The 15941-nt window shown below is 72.4% G+C and carries 2 protein-coding genes; both read left to right on the top strand.

What is annotated here, in order from left to right; all coding sequences use genetic code 11:
* The first annotated feature begins 27 nt into the window (after nucleotides 1-27).
* Nucleotides 28-10902 carry a type I polyketide synthase gene (locus tag JOC24_RS32015; RefSeq protein ID WP_205023955.1) on the top strand — a complete coding sequence of 3625 codons (10875 nt, stop codon included), beginning with the start codon at nucleotides 28-30 and terminating at the stop codon, nucleotides 10900-10902.
* Complete coding sequence (locus tag JOC24_RS32010) at nucleotides 10899-15926, top strand: type I polyketide synthase (RefSeq protein ID WP_374104547.1); 5028 nt, start codon at nucleotides 10899-10901, stop codon at nucleotides 15924-15926. The genes JOC24_RS32015 and JOC24_RS32010 overlap by 4 nt, the downstream gene beginning before the upstream one ends.
* The last annotated feature ends 15 nt before the right edge of the window (nucleotides 15927-15941 follow it).

Here is a 15941-nt window from a genome sequence, read left to right as displayed (position 1 = left end):
CTGTTCTACACAAAGGGGTTAGCGGTAATGGTGGCTGACGACAAGCTCCTCGAGTACCTCAAGCGGGTGACGGCCGACCTCCACCAGACCCGGCAGCGCCTTCGTGAGGTGGAGGCCGGCGAGCAGGAGCCCATCGCGATCGTCGCGATGAGCTGCCGGTTCCCCGGAGGGGTCGCGAGCCCCGAGGACCTGTGGAACCTGGTCGCCGCCGGTGCGGACGCGATGTCGCCGTTCCCGGACGACCGGGGCTGGGACAACGGGCGGATCTACGACGCCGACCCCGAGCAGTCCGGCACGTCCTACGTCCGGTCGGGCGGCTTCGTCGACGGCGTGGCGGAGTTCGACTCCGGCCTGTTCGGCATCAGCCCCCGTGAGGCCCTGTCGATGGACCCGCAGCAGCGGCTGCTCCTCGAAACGGCGTGGGAGGCGTTCGAGCGGGCGGGCATCGACCCGCTGTCGCTGTCCGGCGCACGGGTCGGTGTGTTCGCCGGCTCCAGCGGCCAGGACTACGCCTCCTTGCTGCAGTTCTCCCCCGACAGCGTCGAGGGCTACGGCCTGACGGGCACTGCGGCCAGTGTGGTCTCGGGACGCGTGTCCTACACGTTCGGTCTCGAGGGCCCCGCCGTCACCGTGGACACCGCCTGCTCGTCGTCGCTCGTCGCTCTGCACCTGGCTGCGCACGCACTACGGCAGGGGGAGTGCTCTCTCGCTCTGGCCGGCGGTGTGACGGTCATGTCGACCCCGGGTGCCTTCATCGAGTTCAGCGCGCAGCGTGGGCTGTCCACCGACGGCCGCTGCAAGGCCTTCGCCAAGGCCGCCGACGGCACCGGCTGGGCCGAAGGCGCCGGGCTGCTGCTGCTGGAGAAGCTGTCGGACGCGCGCCGCAACGGACACGAAGTCCTCGCCGTCGTCCGCGGTTCCGCCGTGAACCAGGACGGTGCGAGCAACGGCCTCACCGCCCCCAACGGACCCTCCCAGCAGCGCGTCATCCAGGAGGCGCTGGCGAACGCCGGCCTCACCGCCGACCAGGTCGACGCGGTCGAGGCCCACGGCACGGGTACGACGCTCGGTGACCCGATCGAGGCGCAGGCGCTGCTCGCCACCTACGGCCGGAACCGGCAGGCCGACCAGCCGGTGCTGCTCGGCTCGGTCAAGTCCAACCTCGGCCACACCCAGGCCGCCGCCGGCGTCGCGGGCATCATCAAGATGGTCGAGGCGATGCGTCACGGCGTGCTGCCGAAGACGCTGCACATCGACGAGCCCACGCCGCACGTCGACTGGTCGGCCGGTGCCGTCCAGTTGCTGACAGAGCAGAGGGACTGGCCGCTGACGGGGCGGCCGAAGCGATTCGGTATCTCCTCGTTCGGCATGAGCGGTACGAACGCGCACACGGTCATCGAAGAGGCCCCGAGCCCCGAGCCGACCGCGCGGACCGAGCAGGTCGGCGCGCCGCCCACGCTCGTCTGGACGGTCTCCGGGAAGACCGAGGAGGCACTGCTGGGCCAGGCGGCCCACGTGCTGTCGCACGCGGAGAGCTCCGAAGCGGCCCCTCTGGACCTGGCCTTCTCGCTCGCCACCGGCCGCGCGGCCCTCGACCACCGGGCCGTCGTCGTCGGAGAGAGCCGCGAGGAACTGCTGCGCGGGCTGCGTGCGCTCGTCGCCGGCACTCCGGCGCAGGGACACGCACAGGGCGTAGCCCCGGAACACGGCCGGCTCGGCCTCCTCTTCTCCGGGCAGGGTTCGCAGCGGTCCGGGATGGGCCGTGGACTGTACGAGGCGTTCCCGGTGTTCGCCAAGGCGTTCGACGCGGTGTGCGCGGAGCTGGACCGGCACCTCGACCTGCCGGTCAAGGACGTCGTTCTCGCCACGGACCCCGCGGACGAGGCCACCGCGGGACTGATCGACCGGACCGTCTTCACACAGGCCGGTCTGTTCGCGGTGGAGACGGCTCTCTTCCGTCTCCTCACCTCCTGGGGCATCCGCCCGGACTACCTGCTGGGCCACTCCATCGGCGAGCTGTCGGCCGCCCACGCGGCGGGCGTGCTGTCTCTGGAGGACGCCGCCGCACTGGTTGCGGCACGCGGACGGCTGATGCAGGCGCTCCCCGGAGGCGGGGCGATGGTCTCGCTCCAGGCCACCGAGGACGAGGTGCGGCCCCTGCTGCGCGCGGGTGTGTCCATCGCCGCGCTCAACGGGCCCCGCGCCGTGGTCGTCTCCGGCGACGAGGACGCCGTCCTGGAGATCGCCGCGCACTTCGGGGCACAGGGACGCAAGACCAAGAGGCTGCGGGTCAGCCACGCGTTCCACTCGGCGCACATGGAAGCGATGCTCGACGAGTTCCGCGCCTTCGCCGACACGATCGAGTTCCGGGCCCCCGAGCTGCCGATCGTGTCCAACCTGACCGGTGCCCTCATCGGTGCCAAGGAGATCGCCGACCCCGGCTACTGGGTACGCCACGTCCGTGAGGCCGTCCGCTTCCACGACGGAATCCGGACGCTCCTCGACCACGGGGTCACCGCACTCCTCGAGATCGGTCCGGGCGGCGTACTCAGCGCCATGGGCCAGGAGGCCCTGACGGAGACCGCCGCCGGAGCCGGCGACCCCGTCTTCCTCCCCGCCCTGCGCGGCGACCGCCCCGAGGCCCGGTCACTGGTCACCGCCCTCGCCGAACTGCACGTACACGGCAGCGGACCGGACTGGCACGCGTTCTACGAAGGGACGGGCGCCCGGAACACCGTGCTGCCCACCTACGCCTTCCAGCGCAAGCGCTTCTGGCCGAAGCTGTCCGCCGCCTGGGCCGGTGACGCCACCGCCATGGGCCTGCGCGCGGCCGAACACCCGCTGCTCAGCGCCGCGGTCACCCTGGCCGACGGCGACGGCATGCTGTTCACCGGCAGGCTCTCGCTGGGCACCCACCCCTGGCTGGCCGACCACACCGTCCTGGGCACCGCCCTGCTGCCCGGCACCGCGTTCGTGGAACTTGCCGTCCACGCGGGCGACCAGGTCGGCTGCGGTCAGCTCGTCGAGCTCAACCTCGAAGCGCCGCTCATCCTCCCCGACGAAGGCGGCGTCGCCGTCCAGATGACGGTCGGGGCACCCGATGACACCGGGCACCGCCCGCTGTACGTGTACTCCCGCCCCGACAGCCAGGACGGCGACGAGACCTGGACCCGCAACGCCGGCGGAATCCTGGCACCCGGCCAGGCCGCGGCCCCGGACTGGTCCGTCTTCGCCCAGTGGCCGCCCCGGGACGCCGTACAGGTCCCCATGGACGACTTCTACGCCCAGCTCGAAGCGGCCAACTACGGTTACGGTCCCGCCTTCCAGGGCCTGAAGGGCGTCTGGCGGCAGGGCGACGACGTCTTCGCCGAAGTGCGCCTCCCCGACGAACCCGCCACCGAAGCACAGCGGTTCGGCCTGCATCCGGCCCTGTTCGACGCCGCGATGCACTCACGGGCCATGCTGGGCAACGGCGACGAGGGCGGCCCCGGCCAGGAACGGCTGCCGTTCTCCTGGACCGGTGTGTCCCTGTACGCCGCCGGCGCCGCGTCGCTCCGCGTGCGGCTCTCGCCCACCGGCACCGACACCGTGTCCGTCGCACTCGCGGACGAGACCGGGGCGCCCGTCGCCTCCGTCGGGGCGACGGTGCTGCGCCCGGTCTCCGCCGAGCAGCTCAACACCTCCCGCAGCCCCCACCACGACTCGCTCTTCAGGATCGACTGGCCGGTCGCCCAGGGCACCGGCACGGAACCCGACACCAGTGACTGGATCGTCCTGGGTGACAGCGACTTCGGTCTCCCGTCCGGCGGCCGGTTCCCCGATCTGTACGAACTCGGCGCAGCCGTCGACGACGGCCTCGCCGCACCCGGCACCCTCCTCGTCCCGTGCGTGACCGAACCGGGCACCGACACGGTCGAGGCCGCCCACGGCGCGGTCGCCCGCGTACTGGCGCTCGCCCAGATCCTGCTCGAGGACGAGCGGTTCGCGTACACCCGCATCGTCCTCATCACCCGCGGTGCCGTCGCCGCCACCGCCGAGGACGAGGTCGAGGACGTCGCGCAGGCCACCGTGTGGGGTCTCGTCCGCTCGGCACAGTCGGAGAACCCCGGCAGGTTCACGCTGGCCGACATCGACGGGCTGCCCGCCTCGCACCGAACGCTTCCCCAGGCGCTGGCCGACGGCGAACCGCAGTTCGCCGTCCGGGCCGGCCTGATACGGGTGCCCCGGCTCGCCCGGGTCGGGGCGCAGGCCACCGACACGGCGGTCGCCCCGTTCGCCGACCCCGCGGGCACCGTCCTGGTGACCGGTGCCACCGGCACCCTGGGCAAGCTGTTCGCCCGCCACCTGGTGACGGCCCACGGCATCCGCCACCTGCTCCTCGTCAGCAGGCGCGGGCCCTCGGCGGAAGGCGCCGCCGAGCTGGAGGCCGAACTCGCGGCGCTGGGCGCCACCGTCACCGTCGCGGCCTGTGACGTTGCCGACCGCGTACAGCTCGCAGCCCTGCTGGCCGCGATTCCCGCACCGCACCCGCTGACCGCGGTCGTGCACGCCGCGGGCATCACCGACGACGGCGTCCTCCCGGCCCTCACACCCCAGCGCATCACCGCCGTACTGCGCCCCAAGGTGGACGCGGCGGTCACACTGCACGAGCTCACCCAGGACCTGGACCTCCGCGCCTTCGTCCTGTTCTCGTCGGTCGCCGCCACCCTCGGCGGCGCCGGACAGGGCAACTACGCCGCGGCCAACGTCTTCCTCGACTCCCTCGCCCAGCACCGCCGGGCACACGGACTGCCGGCCACCTCGTTGGCCTGGGGGCTGTGGGCCGACCGCAGCGGCATGGCGGCGAACCTCGACGACACACAGCTGAGCCGCATCGGCAGGTCCGGCGTCGGCTCCATGGAGTCCGCGCAGGGCCTGGCACTCTTCGACGCCACCCGGGGACTGGACGACGCCCTGCTCGTGCCGGCCCCCCTCGATGTGTCCGGGGCGCGCGCAGCCGGCTCCGTCGAAGCGGTCCCGCCCATGCTGCGCGGCCTCGTACGGCTCCCCGCGCGCCCCGCCGCGAACAGCGGCGCCGGCCCGGGCTCCGCCGAGGAGACACTCGCGCAACTGCTCGCACCGCTCGACGAGGCCGGCCGTGCGGCCGCCGTACTCGACCTGGTCCGTACCCAGGCGGCCGCCGTCCTCGGCTACGCGGAGCACGACGAGATCGGCGCCCAGCGGGCGTTCAACGACCTGGGCTTCGACTCCCTCACCGCGATCGAGATGCGCAACCGGATGAACCTGGTCACCGGGCTGCGCCTGCCCTCGACCCTGGTCTTCGACTATCCGACGCCCGCCGCGCTCGCCGACCACGTCACCGAACTGGTCGCCGGTTCCGTACCCGCGGGCAGCGGCGACTCGACGCGGGCCGACGCCGCGGACAGCGGTGAACCCATCGCCATCATCGGTATGAGCTGCCGGCTGCCCGGAGGCGTGGAGACGCCCGAGGACCTGTGGCGCCTGCTGGACGAAGGCCGTGACGCGATCACGGAGGTCCCGGAATCACGGGGCTGGGAGATCGAAGGGCTGACCGGCGGGTTCCTCGCCGATCCGGGCGACTTCGACCCGGCCTTCTTCGGCATATCGCCGCGCGAGGCCATCGCGATGGACCCGCAGCAGCGGCTGCTCCTGGAATCGTCCTGGGAAGCCGTCGAAGCGGCGGGCATCGACCCGGCCGGCCTGCGCGGCACCCGCACCGGCGTCTTCGTCGGCTCCAGCGGCCAGGACTACACCGGTCTGCTGCAACAGGCCGAGGACAACAACGCCGGCTACATCCTGACCGGCACCACCGCCAGCGTCATCTCCGGCCGGGTGTCCTACACGCTCGGCCTCGAGGGACCCGCCCTCACGGTCGACACCGCCTGCTCGTCGTCCCTGGTGGCACTGCACCTGGCAGCCCAGGCACTGCGGAACGGCGAGTGCTCGATGGCACTGGCGGGCGGCGTCATGGTCATGGCCACCCCGGCCGGGTTCGCCGGTCTCAGCGGGCAGGGCGGCCTCGCCTCCGACGGACGCTGCCGTGCCTTCTCCGAATCCGCGGACGGCACCGGCTGGAGCGAGGGCGTCGGCGTCCTGCTCGTCGAACGGCTCTCCGACGCCCGGGCCAACGGCCACCCGGTCCTGGCAGTGGTCCGGGGATCCGCGATCAACCAGGACGGCGCCAGCAACGGACTGACCGCACCCAACGGTCCCTCGCAGCAGCGCGTCATCCGACAGGCCCTGGCGAACGCCGGGCTCACCACCCAGGACGTCGACGTCATCGAGGCGCACGGCACCGGAACGCCCCTGGGCGACCCCATCGAGGCGCAGGCCGTCCTGGCCACCTACGGCGGCGACCGGGCCCTGCCCGTGCTGCTCGGCTCCATCAAGTCGAACATCGGCCACTCGCAGGCTGCCGCCGGGGTCTCCGGCATCATCAAGATGGTCCTCGCGATGCGGCGGGGAACGGTGCCGCGAAGCCTCCACCTCGACGAGCCCACCACCCACGTGGACTGGTCCGCTGGAGCGGTGTCCCTGCTCCAGCAGGCAGTGCCCTGGCCCGACACCGGCAGGCCGCGCCGCTCCGCCGTCTCGTCCTTCGGCATCAGCGGCACCAACGCCCACGTCGTCCTCGAACAGGCCCCCCAGGACACCGAGGCCGCCCCCGCGACGGTCGAGGAGTCGTTCCTCGGAGCGGCGGCCGTCCCGTTCGTGCTCTCCGGCACGTCGGCCGAGGCCCTGAGCGACCAGGCCGGTCGCCTGCACCGCCACCTCCTGACCCACGGCGACGCGGCCCTGACCGACACCGGCTGGTCGCTGGCCACGACCCGAACCCGCTTCGGGCACCGGGCGGCAGTCGTCGCGGCCGACAGGGACGAACTCCTGCACGCGCTCGCCGCCCTCGCCGACGGCAGCGGAGCTCCCGGCCTCGCACAGGCGGTCGCCCCGGCCGAGCAACCCAAGGTCGTCTTCGCGTTCCCCGGCCAGGGCGCCCAATGGGCGGGCATGGCACGCGGACTCCTGGACAGCAGCCCGGTGTTCGCCGAGCGGATCCGCGAGTGTGCCACCGCCCTGTCCGAGCACACCGACTGGTCCCTGCTCGACGTGCTGCGCGGTACGCCGGACGCCCCCGGACTCGACCGCGTCGACGTGGTCCAGCCCGCCCTGTGGGCCGTCATGGTCTCGCTCGCCGAGGTATGGCGTGCCGCCGGTGTCGAGCCGGCCGCCGTCGTGGGCCACTCGCAGGGCGAGATCGCCGCGGCCTGCGTCGCCGGCGGGCTGACCCTCGACGACGCCGCCCGCGTGGTCGCACTGCGCAGCAGGGCGATCCTGGAACTGTCGGGCCTGGGCGGAATGGCCTCCGTGCCCGAGCCTTCGGAGAAGGTACGCGCCCGGCTCACGCCCTGGGAGGGGCGCCTGTCCGTCGCCGCAGTCAACGGACCGTCCTCCGTGGTCGTCTCCGGTGACGCCGACGCCCTGGACGAACTGCTCGCCGCCTGCACGGCCGAAGGGGTCCGCGCCAAGCGCATCGACGTCGACTACGCGTCGCACAGCGCGCACGTGGAGCGCATCCACGACCGCCTGCTCACCGTGCTGTCCGACCTGTCCCCGCGTACGTCGAAGGTGCCCCTGTACTCGACGGTCACGGGCGAACTGCTGGACACCGCGGTCATGGACGCCGAGTACTGGTACGGCAATCTCCGCCGGACGGTCCGCCTGGAGGAGACCACCCAGGTCCTGCTCGGCTCCGGTCACCGGGTGTTCGTCGAGATCAGCCCGCACCCCGTCCTGGCCGTCGGACTCCAGGAGACCCTCGACGAGGCGGGACTCGACGGTGCCGTCCTCGGCTCGCTGCGCCGCGACGAGGGCGGTCCCGACAGGTTCCTGTCCTCGCTCGCCACCGCTCACGTCCACGGGGTGCCCCTCGACTGGACCGCGCTCTTCGCGGGGCGCGACGTCCACCTGGCCGAACTGCCCACGTACGCCTTCCAGAACCAGCGGTACTGGCTGCCGATCCGTAACAGCACGTCCGGAGACCCGGCCTCGATCGGACTCGGCACCGCCGACCACCCGATGCTGGCCGCCGGGGTGGCCCTCGCCGACGCCGACGGCTATCTGTTCACCGGACGGCTCTCTCCCCGGACCCAGCACTGGATCGGCGACCACGTCGTCATGGAGACGATCCTGCTGCCGGGAACCGGCTTCGTGGAGATGGCACTGCGAGCGGCCCAGCAGGTCGGCTGCGACCTCGTGGAGGAACTCACCCTCGAGGCACCGCTCGTCCTGCAGGAACGCGGCGCCATGCACGTGCAACTGGTCGTCGGAGCACCGGACGCCACCGGCCGACGCCCGCTGACCGTCCACTCCCGCCCGGCCGACCATCCGGCCGAGGGCGGCGGCCTCGCCGAGACGCCCTGGCGTCGGCACGCCACCGGTGTGCTCGCCACCCGCACCGCGTCCGTACCGCCGTTCGACTTCACCGCGTGGCCCCCCGCCGGGGCCACGGAACTCGAGCTCGAGGGCGTCTACGAACAGGCCGCCGGGCTCGGCTTCGGATACGGGCCGATGTTCCAGGGCCTGCGCGCCGCCTGGCAGTCCGGCGAGGACATCTACGCGGAGGTGGCCCTCCCGGAGGACGGCCGGGCCGAAGCGGCCGGGTTCTCCCTGCACCCCGCCCTGTTCGACGCCGCGCTGCAGGCGATGGGACTCGGATCGTTCGGTCCCGGCCAGGGCCGCGGCGAGGACGCCGGGAAGCCCAGACTCCCGTTCGCCTGGCGCGGTGTGAGCGTGTACGCGACCGGGGCGTCCGTCCTGCGGGCGCGGCTCTCCCCGAGCGGTGCCAACGGCATCGCGTTCCAACTGGCCGACGCCGCAGGGGCACCCGTCGCCTCGGTCGACGCCCTCGACATGCGGCCGGTCGACCCCCGGCAGCTGAGGACGGCCACCCAGGAGGAGAACGATTCCCTCTTCCGGCTCTCCTGGGAGCCGGGGCCCTCCACGCCCGCCGAGCCTGTCACCGCGGGCCCATGGGCCGTCCTGGGCGCCGACCCCGCGGCGCTGTCCGCAGCCGGCGTCCAGGCGGACGGGCACGCGGGCCTCGACGCGCTCCTCGCGGCCGTCGACGCCGGCAAACCGGTGCCGGACACCGTGATCGTCCGCATCGGAGGGCCCGAGAACCACGGTGCGGCCGCGGCGCACACCGCCGCCCGCGCGGCGCTCGCCCTGCTCCAGAGCTGGCTCGGCGACGAACGCCTCGCCGGAACCCGCCTGGTGTTCCACACCTCGAACGCGGTGGCGGCCAACCCCGGCGACGGTGTCGCCGGCCTGGCCACGGCACCGGTCTGGGGCCTCGTCCGCTCGGCGCAGGCCGAGCACCCCGACCGCTTCGTCCTGGTCGACTCCGACGACAGCGAGGCATCGTGGCAGGCACTGCCCGCGGCCCTGTCCCTGCCGGAGACACAACTCGCGCTGCGGGACGGTGCGGTACTGCTGCCCCGCCTGGTACGTACGGCACCGGCGGCGGAAGCCGTCACCGGTGAGAGCCTCGACGCCGCGGGAACGGTCCTGGTCACCGGGGGCACGGGCACCCTGGGAAGCCTGCTCGCCCGCCACCTGGTCACCCACCACGGCGTACGCCACATGCTCCTGCTGAGCCGGCAGGGCGAAACGGCCGAGGGCACCGCCGAACTGCTGGCCGGACTGCGGGACGCCGGTGCCACCGCGCGTGCCGTCGCCTGCGACGCGGCGGACCGGGACCAACTGTCCCGGGCGCTGGACACCATCGACGACGCCCACCCGCTGACCGCCGTCGTACACGCGGCGGGAGTCCTGGACGACGGTGTCATCACATCCCTCACCGACGACCGGATGGACGCCGTGCTGCGGCCCAAGGTCGACGCAGCGGTCAACCTCCACGAACTCACCCGCGACAGCGGCCTGTCGGCGTTCGTGATGTTCTCCTCGGCCGCAGGAACCCTCGGCAGCTCCGGGCAGGGCAACTACGCGGCGGCCAACGCCTACCAGGACGCGCTCGCCCACCACCGCAGGGCCGGTGGCCTCCCCGCCACCACTCTCGCCTGGGGCTTCTGGGCCCAGGCCAGCGGCATGACCGGGCACCTCAGCGACGCCGAGGTACGCCGGATGAGCGGGGGCGGTGTCACCGGTCTCTCCTCCGAGGAGGGACTCGCTCTCTTCGACCTCGCCACGGCATCCGACGAGGCTCTGCTGCTGCCGGTCCGGCTGGACTTCGCGGCCCTGCGCGCCCAGGCGGCGGCAGGCGCGCTGCCGCCCCTGATGCGACGGCTGGTCCGCGTGGCCGCGCCACGCGCCGCCGACCCGGACGGCACCGGCACCGGGGGAGTCGGGCTGGCGCAGCGCCTGGCCGGGCTGTCCGAGGAGGACCGCGACCGCGTGGTCCTGGACCTCGTGCGTACCCATGCGGCGGCCGTCCTCGGCCATGCCTCCGCCGACGCGGTGGAACCGGACATGGCGTTCAAGAAGCTCGGATTCGACTCGCTCATCGCCGTCGATCTGCGTAACCGGCTCAACGCCGCCACCGGACTGCGGCTGCCCGCGACACTCGTCTTCGACTACCCGACGCCGACGGAACTGGCCGCGCACCTGCGTACCGAGGTCGTCCCCGACACCGGCGCAGCCGACGCTCCGGTGCTCGCCGGCATCGACAGGCTGGAAGCCCTCCTCCGCTCCGTAGGCACGGACGACGACCGGCGCACGCGGATCACCCTGCGGCTCAACGCCATGCTCGCCGACTGGGGCGACATCCGGGTCGCGTCCGGACCGGCCGCACCCCCGCAGGACCTCGACACCGCCAGCGACGACGAAATCTTCGACTTCCTCGGCAAGGAGTTCGGAATCTCGTGACCAGCCGACCGCATCCGAACGAACCGCTCCGAGGGGGGACCCCGGCCATGACCGAGGCCACGACCGACGCCGACAAGCTGCGCTACTTCCTGCGGCGGGTGACCGCCGACCTCCAGGAGACCAGGGGCAAGCTGCGCGCTGCCGAGGAGAAGGACAACGACCCCATCGCGATCACGGCGATGAGCTGTCGCTTCCCTGGCGGCGTACGCGCCCCCGAGGACCTGTGGCAGATCATGATGTCGCAGGTCGACGCCCTGTCCCCGTTCCCCGAGGACCGGGGCTGGGACTTCGAGGGCCTGTTCTTCCGCGACCCCGACGAGCCGACCCGCAGCTATACGCTCGAGGGCGGATTCGTCTACGACATACCGGACTTCGACCCCGAGTTCTTCGGCATCAGTCCGCGCGAGGCACTGGCCATGGACCCGCAGCAGCGTCTGGTCCTCGAAGCCTCGTGGGAAGCCGTCGAACGGGCCGGCATCGACATGGCGTCCCTACGAGGTACCCGGACCGGCGTCTTCGTCGGCACGTCGTACCAGGGCTACGGCAGCACGGTGTTCGTCCCGCCGGAGGGAACGGAGATCTATCTCGGTGTGGGCAACACCAGCAGCGTCGCCTCCGGCCGCGTCGCCTACACCTTCGGTTTCAACGGGCCGGCGGTCACCGTCGACACCGCGTGCTCGTCCTCGCTGGTGGCCCTGCACATGGCCTGCCAGTCCCTGCGCAGGGACGAGTGCTCGATGGCCCTCGTGGGCGGCGTCACCCTGATGTCCAGCCCCGGTGCCTTCACCGAGTTCAGCCGTCAGCGCGGACTGTCGACCAGCGGCCGCTGCAAGGCGTTCTCCGCCGACGCGGACGGCACCGGCTGGGGCGAAGGCATCGGCATGTTCCTCGTGGAGCGCCTGTCCGACGCCCGGCGCAACGGCCACCCGGTCCTCGCCGTCGTCCGCGGCTCCGCCATCAACCAGGACGGTGCGTCCAACGGTCTGACCGCGCCCAACGGCCCCGCCCAGCAGCGCGTCATCCGCCAGGCGCTCGCCGACGCGCGGCTGTCGGCCAACCAGGTCGACCTCGTCGAGGCGCACGGCACCGGCACAACCCTGGGCGACCCCATCGAGGTACAGGCGCTCGCCGCCACGTACGGGAAGGACCGTCCGGCAGGCCGCCCCGTGTGGCTCGGGTCGGTCAAGTCGAACATCGGTCACACCCAGGCCGCCGCCGGTGCCGCCGGACTGATCAAGATGGTGATGGCGGTGCAGCGCGGCGTGTTGCCGCCGACCCTCCACGTGGAGAACCCCACCACGCTCATCGACTGGGTCGACGGGGGCATGGCCCTCGTCGCCGAGCCGGCACCCTGGCCGGAGACCGGACAGCCACGCCGTGGAGGGGTGTCCTCCTTCGGTGTCAGCGGTACCAACTCCCACGCCATCATCGAACAGGCACCGCCGGTGGAGGAGCATGCCTCTTCGCCGGCCTCTTCGCCGGAGGAGCAGGAGCAGCAGGCCGGTACCCCGGCACTCCGGGCGCCGCTGGACGCTGCGAAGCCGCCGCTGGTCGTCTCCGCCCGTACCGAACAGGCCTTGCGGGAACAGGCCAGGCAGCTTCAGGCCCACCTGGCGCGTCATCCGGACACTTCGACGACCGACATCGGCTACACGCTCGCCGTCCGCCGGGCGAGGTTCAGCCACCGTGCCGCTCTCATGGCCGACGCGTCCGGTGACTACACGTCCGCCCTCATGGCCCTCGCGGAGGGGCGCGAGTCGCCCGGGGTGACCCAGGGCACGGCCACCCGGACCACTCGTCCCGTGTTCGTGTTCCCGGGGCAGGGTTCGCAGTGGGTGGGTATGGCTGCGGGGCTGATGGGGTCCTCGGATGTGTTCGCGGAGCGGATGCGGGAGTGTGCGACCGCGTTGTCGGCGCATACGGACTGGTCGCTGCTGGATGTGCTGCGGGAGGAGCCGGGTGCTCCTGGGTTCGGCCGTGTTGATGTGGTGCAGCCGGTGTTGTGGGCGGTGATGGTGTCGCTGGCCGAGGTGTGGCGTGCGGCGGGTGTGGAGCCCGCTGCGGTGATGGGCCACTCCCAGGGTGAGATCGCAGCGGCCTGCGTGGCCGGTGGGCTGTCCCTGGAGGACGGCGCGCGGGTGGTGGCCTTGCGGAGCCGGGCGATTCTTGAGCTCTCGGGACTGGGCGGCATGGTGTCCGTCGCGGAGCCGGCGCAGCAGGTGGAGGTACGGCTCTCCAAGTGGGAGGGGCGCCTTTCCGTCGCGGCGGTGAACGGCCCGTCCTCGGTGGTGGTCAGTGGTGACGGTGACGCGCTGGACGAGCTGCTGGTGGTGTGCAAGGCGGACGGGGTGCGTTGCAAGCGCATCGATGTGGACTACGCGTCTCACAGTGCGCATGTGGAGCGGATCCGTGACCAGTTGCTGGAGGTGTTGGCGGATCTGTCCCCGCGTGTGTCGAAGGTGCCGCTGTATTCGACGGTGACGGGTGAGTTGCTGGACACGGCGGGGATGGACGGCGAGTACTGGTACACCAACCTGCGCCGGACGGTCCGCCTGGAGGAGACGACCCGCACCTTGATCGACGCCGGTCATCGTGTGTTCGTGGAGGTCAGCCCCCATCCGGTGCTTCAGCTCGGTCTGCAGGAGACGTTCGAGGCGGCCGGTGGTGACGCGGTGGCGTTGGGGACGCTGCGGCGGGACGAGGACGAGGCCCGGCGCTTCATGACCTCTCTGGCCGAGGCACACGTCAACGGGGTCGACCCTGACTGGAAGACCCTGTTCGTGGACCACACCCCCACCCACCTGGACCTGCCCACCTACCCCTTCCAGCGGACGCGGTACTGGATCGATGACCTGCGCCCGGTCATGGACGCACCCGCCGGATCCGTCGGCGAGCTGTCCGTGGCCGACGCGCAGTTCTGGAGCGCCATCGAGCAGGAGGACATCAACTTCTTTGCCGACAGCCTCGCCCTCGAAGGCGGCGAAGAAGCCCGCTCCGCTCTGACGGCGATGCTGCCCGCGCTCTCCTCCTGGCGCCGACGCAGCCGCGAGCTCTCCACCGTCGACGACTGGCGCTACGAGGTGGCCTGGCGCCCCATGCCCGAAGCCGCGATGAGCAGGCTCTCCGGGCACTGGCTGGTCGTCGTGCCCGAGGGCCACGACGGGGACGAACTCGTCCTGGCGTGCCTCGAAGCCCTGGCCGCCCACGGCGCCAGGACCCACACCGTCACCGTCGACGCCGGCGCGCTGCACCGCGAACTGTTCGCCGAACACGACCTGCCCACCGGCATCGAGGGAGTCCTCTCGCTGCTGACCCTGGACCGCGCCTGGCACGCCGACCACCCCGACGTACCGCGCGGTTACGCCGCCACCGTCGCGCTGCTCCAGGCACTCGGCGAGGCGGGGGTGTCCGCACCGCTGTGGTGCGCCACTCGAGGGGCGGTCCAAGTGGGGCCCGCCGATGCGCCGGACGGCGCGGAGCAGGCGATGGCCTGGGGCATGGGGCGCGTCGCCGCGCTTGAACACCCCGACCGGTGGGGCGGCCTCATCGACCTGCCCGCGACACTGGACGCACGTACGGGAGCGATGCTCAGCGGTGCGCTCGGCGGCGCCGGGGACGAGGACCAGCTGGCCATCCGGCCCTCAGGGACCTTCGTACGCCGGTTGAACCGGGCCCGCCTCGGCGCAGCCACCGGGTTGCGGACCTGGGACCTCCGGGGCACCACCCTCATCACGGGCGGGACCGGGGCCCTCGGCGGCCACGTCGCCCGCCGGCTGGCCGGCGACGGCGCCGAACACCTGCTGCTGGTCAGCCGCCGGGGCCCCGACGCCCCGGGCGCGGCCGCGCTGCGCGACGAACTGACCGCACTCGGTGCCCGGGTCACCGTCGCGGCCTGCGACGCCGGCGACCGCGCCGCCCTCGCGGACCTGCTCGCCGGGATACCGGCCGAGTACCCGCTGACCTCGGTCGTGCACACCGCCGCGGCGCTGGACGACGGACTGCTCGACGCCCTCACCCCCGATCAGCTGGGGAGGGCCCTGCACGCCAAGGCACGAGCCGCGCAGAATCTGGACGAGCTGACCCGGGACGCCATGCTCTCGGCGTTCGTCCTGTTCTCCTCGTTCGGTGGCATCGTCGGTACACCGGGGCAGGGCAACTACGCACCGGGCAACGCCTACCTGGACGCCCTGGCCCAACAGCGCAGGTCCCAGGGCCTGGTGGCCACCTCCATCGCCTGGGGCGCCTGGGGCGGCGGCGGGATGGCCGAAGGCGCCTTCGGGGACGTACTGAACCGGCACGGCCTGCGGGAGATGGACCCCGAGGCCGCGACCGGCGCGATGCGGCAGGCGGTGGAGCACGACGCCACCTGTGTCCTGATCGCCGACATCGACTGGGAACGCTTCTTCGTCGCCTTCACCGCGACCCGGCCCAGCCCGTTGCTCGCCGACGTGCCCGAGGTGCGCCGGATCGCGCAGGACGGCAACGGCTCGGCCGGCACCGGTGCCGAGGAACCGTCGGCCCTGGCACAGCGCCTCGCCGGGCTCGACGACGCCGAGCGGGACGCCGTCCTGCTGGAATCGGTACGCGAGCAGGTCGCCGCCGTGCTCGGATTCCCCGGGCCGGAGGCCGTCAGTGTCAAACGGGCCTTCAGGGAGGTCGGGTTCGACTCCGTCACCGCTGTGGAACTGCGCAACCGGATCGGGGCCAAGACCGGGCTGCGGCTGCCGGTGACCCTCGCGTTCGACTACCCGACTCCGGTGCGACTGGCGGCCTTCCTGCGCGAGCAGCTCGTACCCGACGGGGAGACCGTGGCCGAGTCCGTGCTCGAGGAGCTCGACCGGATGGAAGCCGCACTGGTGACGGTCGCGCCGCACGACGAAGGACGGGCCAGGGTGGTGCGGCGCATGCAGGCACTGCTCGCACAACTGCAGGAGACACCGGCCGCGCCGGTCGGTGAGCAGATCGAGGCGGCCTCCGACGACGAGATGTTCGAACTGCTCGGCAAGAAGTTCGGCATTTCCTGACAGGTCGTCCCAGGC

Source organism: Streptomyces sp. HB132, from assembly GCF_016909575.1.
Classification (GTDB): domain Bacteria; phylum Actinomycetota; class Actinomycetes; order Streptomycetales; family Streptomycetaceae; genus Streptomyces.
Note: the sequence above shows the minus strand (reverse complement) of the source record. Positions and strands in the feature narration are given on the sequence as shown.

What these genes read in the sequence shown, in the direction of transcription:
- JOC24_RS32015 (WP_205023955.1), top strand. Translation starts at nt 28, where the DNA reads ATGGTGGCTGACGACAAGCTCCTCGAGTACCTCAAGCGGGTGACGGCC.